Below are 6,205 nucleotides of genomic sequence, written 5' to 3'. Positions count from 1 at the left end.
TCATAAAGTACGGGAGGCATCATCAAAAAGAAAGCCAAGGGCTTTCCCTCGGCTAAGGTACCTTGTTTTCCTGTAAGTTTACTTAAAGCCCTCTTTACGCTATACATTCTTCTAACATATATTCTTTTAGGAAAACAGGCACGCTTTCGGGAGTGCCGCTCATGGTGATCACAAATTGTATATTGAATTTATCTGACAGCTTCTTCACATCCGATACAAAGTTCTCTATACTCTTTACATCTCCCCCTAAATCCTCAATTACCCCGTCAATATAAACCTGCTCGATATCGTAATCCCTCGCAATGATCCCACATAAAAAACCGTACAGCACATTTAAATTTTTCAGGTCAAACTCCTTGGCGTTGATGAACCGTACCTGGTACTTCAGTCCCGTTATCTTCCGATAATCCCCGTCGATAAACACCACATTCCCCTTGATTTGCTCGATGGCCCGATTTGCCATTTCAATCACCTTTTTGGTCTTGCCGCTTCCCCTCGGGCCAATAATAAAATGTATCATGTTAACCGCCTCCCGTAATTTTTTGTTAGGGTTTGGTTATATTATACCACATCATCGGCGGGGTTACCATAGAAAAAGCGTCACAAAAAATAGGCATAAAATTGTATAGAACTAAGGGCTTAAGCAGCCCTTTCCATACTTTAGCATGCGCTGAACAATCCGCTGGCGAACTTGTTCAATTTTTTCAAAATCCATGGCTGAGATGTAGTAGGTCTCCAGCTGATCATGAACAGCCTTGGCCTGTGCAATGTCATTCATGGCTTGATGGAGCAGTCCCAAAAACCTTTCACGGGAGCTTGATAAAGCCCTTCTGCTCTCTTCATCCAGCTTTGCCTCATTAAAACACGCTGACAGGTCTAAGCCTTCTTGAAGGTTTATTCCCGCATCTTTAGGCACGGCGCTCCGGAAGGGCTCCCATATGTTGATGACGGCAACGTTAAGGTCGGGTATGATCACCATATCCAGATCTTCGGGCTCTATCGGACAGTGCGATCTTTCGGTATAAAAGCCCTGCCACTCGGCTATGTGTGCCACCCTTCTCAGCAGTTCTTTGGCTCCCGAACCCGGGCCACCGTAAATAGGATATACATTCATACCGGGCGCTAGCAGTGTCTCGGCATAATCCCTTATGCCGGATGGAGTAATTGCACAGGCAAAATAATGCCTTGCTCTGCCCTCCTTGCCCAAAACATCAAAATTCTTAAACATTTTTCCCACGAGCAAGTTGGCATACCGCTGATACTCAGTCCTGTCCACGCACCTTTTAACGTATCCCTTCCATTCGTCATAAGCAATTTGGGCTTCTTTTAGCTTACTGTATGCCATATTGAACAGGTCCTTTATTCGATTTGTACATTCTATTATGTACTCCCTATTGGCCACCAGCACATCATCATCCCAGTAGTCGCCAAAATAGATGATCTCATCCACAGCGCCTGGATACCTTGGATCCATCACGTGTGGAGCCGTACCGTCCATTATGGCCACCTTTAAACTGGGTACTGCCACAGCATCGAGGGAGTCGGGGTCAGAGGAGCAATAAAAGTATTCAACGTTATATCCTCTATCAAGTAAATCCTGGCCAATCTTTTTCATGAATGTAGACTTGCCTACCCCCGGTCCACCTTTTATTATGAATATCCTGTTGGTATTGGCCTCTAGTATTTCCCCAAAGAAATTCACAAACCCCATGGACGTATTACTGCCGGCAAACATACACCTTATACTTGGCTTTGACTTCACAAATATTCCTCCCACCTCATAGTGAATGTCGCTCCTTTTGGTATTATATGCTTTGGATTAACCGCATATGATAGGCTTAAGGAAATTAAAAAAGAGCAACGCTAATCTGAGCGTTGCTCTCTTCAGTTGGTAGCACCAGCCTCATTGTCTTCTTCGGAGGCTTCATCCTCGGCTGCCGTTACAACGGCTATGGCATCCTCTGGCGGATCGTTTATCTGTATTTCGCTGGGAATGTTTAAGTCTTCAACCGTCACAGCATCGCCATAATTCTTATCGCCAACATCCACTACAAAGTACTCGGGAATGACTGATGCTTCTCCTGTAATGTTTATGCTGTCTATATTAACTTGAAGTATGAGGCCTTTTGATTTTAACCTTTCACGTCCTATAAACCTGATGGGTATATCGCAGGTGATCTTTTGCCCTGCAGCCACCAGCTGCAAGTCGGCATGAAGCACCTCACCCGTAATGGGCTCTTTATCTACGTATTTAACCAGAGCCATCTTCTCTTGATCGCCCATTAGCAGTTTAACCCTCGGCCTTGCTCCATGTTCCCTCAAAACCTTTAAAAATTCGCGCTTCACAAATTTGACGGGTAAGGTTTCCATTCCCTTGCCATAAATGACACCTGGAATAAAGCCTTCCCTTCTTGCCTTCTTTCCCTTTTCATCCCTCGGCAAAACGGTAAGCGTTGCTTCTCTCATACCATCCCCTCCTTTTATTTTAATAAACATTGCTGTCTATTAAAATACAAAGGAGTTATTCGTATGGATTAGCAACAGCTTCCATTATTATACCTTCGCCATCTCGCTCACCTTTTTAACGCTTCCTCTTACAATAAGCTCAGGTCGCATTTTTATGCTGCAGCGCTTTTGCCTACCTTCAATCATATCGATCAAGGCCTTTGCTGCCTGCTGGCCTAATCTTTCCTGCGGATGCGCCACGGTGGTAAGCTTGACCTCAGAAGCCACTGCAAGCTGCGAATCGTCAAAGCTAACGAGAGAAACGTCTTCGGGGACGCTCAATCCCATTCCCCTTAATACATCCAGTATTTTGATGGCCATCTGGTCATTGTAGCAGACGATGCCGGAACATCCCTTGAGCAAACAAATCAGGTCCCCCATTATGCTGCTTTCAAAATTTAAAGCTTGCTCCGTATCAAACCATAAAACCCTTGAAGGCGCAATTTCAAGCCCGGCTTCCTCATGGGCTTTTTTAAACCCGGCAAATCTATAATGCCCCTGGATATCGTCTTTTTTAAACACGCCACCTATTCTGGTATGTCCCAGCTCAATCAAGTGTTTAGTAGCTATATATCCAGCCCAGGTATCATCCTCCACCACGTAAGAGCCATCGAAATTCTCATAACAACCGTGGATAAACAATATGGGGACGTCCTTCCGCCTTAGCTCCTGATACAAATCCAGATTGGGGTTGGGCAAAGCGCTCTTGGTGGGCTCAATTATCAATCCCGCAATGGAATGGTTCCTCAAGTTTTCCAGGCACAAACGCTCCATCCGATGTTGATTATAGGTGCAGCTCAGCAGCATATCGTAGCCGTGTTCCAGCAGCACGCTGTTAATTCCACAGATGATGGCCGGAAATATATAGTCATTGAGATAAGTGGTAATGACCCCTATGGTACGCATCTTTTTCCCTCTTCCATAGGGGCCATTACCCACAAAAGTGCCTTTCCCATGTAGCCTATAAAGCCAGCCTTCGTTCACCAGTTCCCCAATTGCCTGTCTAACGGTGTGCCTGCTGATGCCAAACCTCTCCGCCAGCTCATTTTCAGAAAAAATCCTGTCACCAAACTTTAACTGCTTCTGCTGTATGGTCTCTATTATATATTCCTTTAAGCGCTGATACTTGGGCTTTTGGTCTCCTTTGAACAAAGTATCACACCTGCTTCATCTTTTATTTCATTTGAATGGATTCTCATCCTTGTACAGCATATTAGCCGGCCGATTGAAGTCCACTTCCTCGATGCCCAGCATTTTCATGGCTGCAAACAATGTCTTGCCCGCATGTTTAAAGGCAACGCCAGTGTGGTGCGGATACCTCTTGCCAATCAAAACATACCTGTAAAATCTGCCCATCTCCCTTACAGCAAACACGCCAATGCCGCCAAAGGATTTGGGATCAACGTCAATTACTTCACCTTCGGCCACATAGCACCTCAGCTTGCAATCAGCCGTGCCCTGCAACCTAAACAATGTGATGTCCCCGGATTTTATGGTTCCCTCGAGGGTCCCCCTCGTTATATCGGGTTCCTTATCCGGCTCGAGGAGCCTGTGCATGATAAGCTGATACTTCATAGTACCATCCTTTAGATAGCACTTAGGGGTATTACCGCAGTGAAATCCCATAAAAAGGTCAGTCAACTTGTAATCTCCAAACTTATCCCTGTTGTTTTCATACATGTCCCTGGGAACGGTATTGTTTATGTCAAGAAGGGTTGCCGGCATGCCCGTAGCACAGGTAATGATGTACTCGCTCAAAGCGCCATATATATCCACTTCGCATGCCACCGGAATGCCACGGGAAGCCAACCTGGAGTTCACATAGCACGGCACAAAACCGAACTGAGTCTGGAACGCGGGCCAGCACTTATTGGCAAATATGGCATATTCAGATGCACCGATATGCTTCTCCATCCAGTCCAACAAAGTAAGCTCGTATTGTGCCAGCTTGGGAAGGATGCCGGGAAGCTTATTGCCTTCTCCCAGTTCCTCTTCCATATCCTTGACCACTGACGGTATCCTGGGATCGTTTGCATGTAGATTAAAGGATTCGAAGAGGTCTAACTCGGAATTTTCCATGATCTCTATTCCCAAATCGTATAAAGGCTTTATGGGAGCGTTGCACGCCAAGAAGTCCTGAGGCCTTGGTCCAAAAGTGAAAATCTTCAGCTTTGACAGTCCCAGTATTACCCTTGCGATATCCACAAATTCCCCAATCATATCGGCGACCTCATCGGGCGTGCCAACAGGATATTCGGGAATATATGGGTTGAGCTTGCGCAAGCCCAAGTTATATGAAGCGTTGAGCATGCCACAATAAGCGTCGCCACGGCCATCGATCAAGTTGTTCTCTGTCTCCTCAGCTGCAGCCACAAACATGGAAGGACCACCAAATTTCTGTGCCAGCATGGTCTCTGGCCCCTCCGGCCCGAAGTTGCCCAGGTATACAACCAGCGCATTCACATCCGCTGTTTTAAGCTCATCCAAAGCTTTAAGTACATGCTTCTCATTTTCCACCACCGTTTGAATCTCTGTGATGGCAATGCCCTTTTGACGACAGGCTTCTACTACTGCTCTTCTTCTAGACTGGCTGAGCTGTACCGGAAAGCAGTCTCTGCTCACCGCTACAATGCCCAGTTTTACCTCAGGAATGTTTGTCATACAAAATTACCCCCCTTTTGAATGGTTACTGGCCTTTTGATATCATTATATCACCGTACCACTTGTATGCACAAGTCCAAAAGTCAGGGTAAAAAGGGGCTGCAAATTTCAAATAATCTATGCCAGCATATAGTTGATCTGCTGCGACAGGCTTACATGCCTGGTGTCCCATTTTCTGGGGGTAAAGTCTATAAACTCCAAATTAGACAGCCCTGAATCTCGAACGAATTTCAAAAATTTAACGTCATACCAGGGAGGCGTCCAAGCCCCCGACCTGCATATGTGAACCGCGGCTACCTCCATACCGTGGGGAATGCTCTCCCAGTTGATATACTCCACATTGTATGCGCCATTGATTTCCTTAAAATCACTCGGCTTTTCAAAAGTGTATGGACTATATACGATACTCGCTTTTTGGATGACCCCGTCTTTCAAAAGCTTACCCAGCCAATTGGCACAGTTAAGCTCAAAGTTCAAGGACCGCAAGCCTCCATATCCAAGATCGGCATGGGCATCAAACAGGTAAACAACAACACATCTGGTATCCCGAGCAACGTAATAGGAAAGGACATGAGAGTCGGATATATAGACTTTTACGCTGGGATCAATTATGAACTTTTGCCTGATTTTCTCCCAAAAAACTCCTACCTCCTGGGATAGGCTGTATAAATCCTCAAGGGCTTTCCCTTGCCTCTTAAGCATAAAATAGCGCTTATACCATACATCGAGCACATTTCTGGAATTTTCGATATACGAGTAACCCTTTACTTTAGAACAGATAAAATAGTCCCAATCAATGCTCAAAAGACATTTGCACATTGACATCACTCCAATCGTGACCAATAGCAAATGTCTTTGGGGGCGGCGGGCTGCTTTCAATAATTTTTATCTGGTAGAGTTGCTAGTTTTTCGAATATAAAGTGTACGCCTATTTGGAAAGATAATAATATTTTTCAGCAGAAGCTCGGCAAAACCTCTCCATGCTCAGAAGAGAGATATAATAAGATATAAGGCTTTCTGCACCTTGATTTAAATTTAC

6 protein-coding genes are annotated in these 6,205 nt (G+C 45.3%); all 6 read right to left on the bottom strand.

Annotated features, from left to right (window positions below):
- Positions 1–94: 94 nt before the first annotated feature.
- The 6 genes from FWJ59_RS07255 to FWJ59_RS07230 all read right to left on the bottom strand — a co-directional run bounded on the left by FWJ59_RS07255 (position 95) and on the right by FWJ59_RS07230 (position 5,985).
- Positions 95–520, bottom strand: a complete 426-nt coding sequence (locus FWJ59_RS07255; RefSeq protein ID WP_414481284.1) for a hypothetical protein — start codon at positions 518–520, stop codon at positions 95–97.
- 111 nt (positions 521–631) lie between these two features.
- On the bottom strand, positions 632–1,762 hold the full coding sequence (locus FWJ59_RS07250; protein ID WP_414481283.1) for a PRK06851 family protein: 1,131 nt from the start codon (positions 1,760–1,762) through the stop codon (positions 632–634).
- Positions 1,763–1,884: 122 nt separating this feature from the next.
- On the bottom strand, positions 1,885–2,466 hold the full coding sequence (locus FWJ59_RS07245; protein ID WP_414481282.1) for a 50S ribosomal protein L25: 582 nt from the start codon (positions 2,464–2,466) through the stop codon (positions 1,885–1,887).
- Between the two features lie 87 nt (positions 2,467–2,553).
- A complete protein-coding gene (locus FWJ59_RS07240; protein WP_414481281.1) occupies positions 2,554–3,657 on the bottom strand; it encodes a GntR family transcriptional regulator in 1,104 nt (367 codons plus the stop codon).
- Between the two features lie 27 nt (positions 3,658–3,684).
- On the bottom strand, positions 3,685–5,166 hold the full coding sequence (locus FWJ59_RS07235; RefSeq protein WP_414481280.1) for an L-fucose/L-arabinose isomerase family protein: 1,482 nt from the start codon (positions 5,164–5,166) through the stop codon (positions 3,685–3,687).
- A 117-nt stretch (positions 5,167–5,283) separates the two neighbouring features.
- Positions 5,284–5,985, bottom strand: a complete 702-nt coding sequence (locus FWJ59_RS07230) for an arginase (protein WP_414481279.1) — start codon at positions 5,983–5,985, stop codon at positions 5,284–5,286.
- Between the last annotated feature and the right edge of the window lie 220 nt (positions 5,986–6,205).

Origin of the sequence: Caldicoprobacter sp., from assembly GCF_047459465.1 — a bacterium.
In the GTDB taxonomy this organism is placed as follows: Bacteria; Bacillota; Clostridia; order Caldicoprobacterales; family Caldicoprobacteraceae; genus Caldicoprobacter.
This window is presented reverse-complemented; position numbering and strand designations above follow the sequence as displayed.